This window comes from Arthrobacter psychrochitiniphilus (assembly GCF_003185915.1).
Classification (GTDB): Bacteria; Actinomycetota; Actinomycetes; order Actinomycetales; family Micrococcaceae; genus Specibacter; species Specibacter psychrochitiniphilus.
Genome location: NZ_QHLZ01000031.1, coordinates 1 through 1,447 on the forward strand (window position 1 = coordinate 1; position 1,447 = coordinate 1,447).

Genomic DNA, 1,447 nt, shown 5'->3' on the forward strand with positions numbered 1-1,447 from the left:
CGGCTCTCCGCGTTTCGTGGTGAAATCCACTATTGCAATGGATGATTCACCGCTGTTCGGGCGGCGCTCCTGAGCATAATACGAGTTGTGTAGTTGGTGCTATTTACGAAGCCGCGACCGGTCCTTTTGATGTGTTTGATGCTGGTGTTGTTGGCCTCTACTTTGCCTGTGGTGGCGCCGGTAACGATGAGAACTTCGATCTCTGTCCACCACCGGCAGATGGTCCGCCAGAGCCGGGTTGTTTCTGTTTGGTTGGATTCCTTGACGAGGCGTTCGAGATCTTCCTTGGCTAGTTCGGCGTCTCCCAGTGAGCCGGTGCGCAGCAGTGTTCGTACCTGTTCTTTCACGTCCCAGGCCGCCTTGAGCTTGCCGGTTGGATCATCCGTTGCGAAGACTTTCTCCAGCCTTGCCTTGGCTGCTTCCGAAAGTGAATCGGCGGCACGCATGAGCAGCATCCGGTGTGCCCAGGCCGGATCCACGGCCCGGCCACGACGCCCACGCACCTTGTGAGAAAGTTGCTGCCGGACTTCCGTCAGTGCCTGATTTGCGAGCTGGATGAGGTGGAAATGATCAACGGAGACGGCCGTGCGAGGTAGCCACATCCGCAAGGCTTTCCTGAACGCTGCTGAGGGGTCGATGGCGACCACTTGCACGCCGAGGCGCCACTCTAGGGGCCGCTTGATCAGCCACTCACCGACTCCGGTGTGGTCTCGGCCGTCAACAACACCCAGGATCTGTCCGGTATCTAGGTCAACGATCGTTGTCATCCAGGGCTCGATCCGTTGCCAGGTATTGGTTTCGGTGTTCTTGAAGAAGCGGACAGAACGGAAACGGTGCTCATCAATGCCGAGCATCCGCGGCCGGAGGAGGTCAACGTTGGGAAGTTTAGTTGCCGCCATGGTCAGCGCTTTTTGTACTAGCCACCAAGAGACACCATGGGCGATGGCTGTCTCGGTTGCTGCACGGCCTGAGGAGACGACAGCAGCCACCAGAGCGCCATGGAGCCGGCGGGTGGATCGTGCCCGGACGGGGATCTCAAGCGTGGTCTCAAAGAAGGTCTTCCGCTCGCATAATGTCTCATCGCAAAAGTATCGGCGCTTGCGCCAGAGGACCTCGACCGGGCCAGCGACAGGGATGTCCCGGACTCGCTGCCACCGTCTTGAATGGCACCGAGTACCGATCACCCCGCACCCGGGGCAGCCTGACTCGACGGTACTTTCAACATGAATCCTGCGTTGCCCATCATCAAGGACCTGCGTCTTTAAGACCCGGTAGTCCTTGAGGTTGAAGATCGTGGTGGCAGCATCAGGGTGCGGCAAAGTAAGCTCGTTCAAGGCTCGTAGTCCTGTCATTGATGAATGCGTCAGAACATCCATCACAACAGGGCTACGGGCCACCTTCGTTCAAGGACACGAAACCAGATTTCACCACGAACCACGGAGAGCCG

Annotated in this window: 1 protein-coding gene; it reads right to left on the reverse strand. The window is 58.3% G+C overall.

Annotated elements, in window-relative coordinates; genetic code table 11:
- Positions 1–29: 29 nt before the first annotated feature.
- A complete protein-coding gene (locus tag CVS29_RS18100) occupies positions 30–1,334 on the reverse strand; it encodes an ISL3 family transposase (RefSeq protein ID WP_245932333.1) in 1,305 nt (434 codons plus the stop codon).
- Between the last annotated feature and the right edge of the window lie 113 nt (positions 1,335–1,447).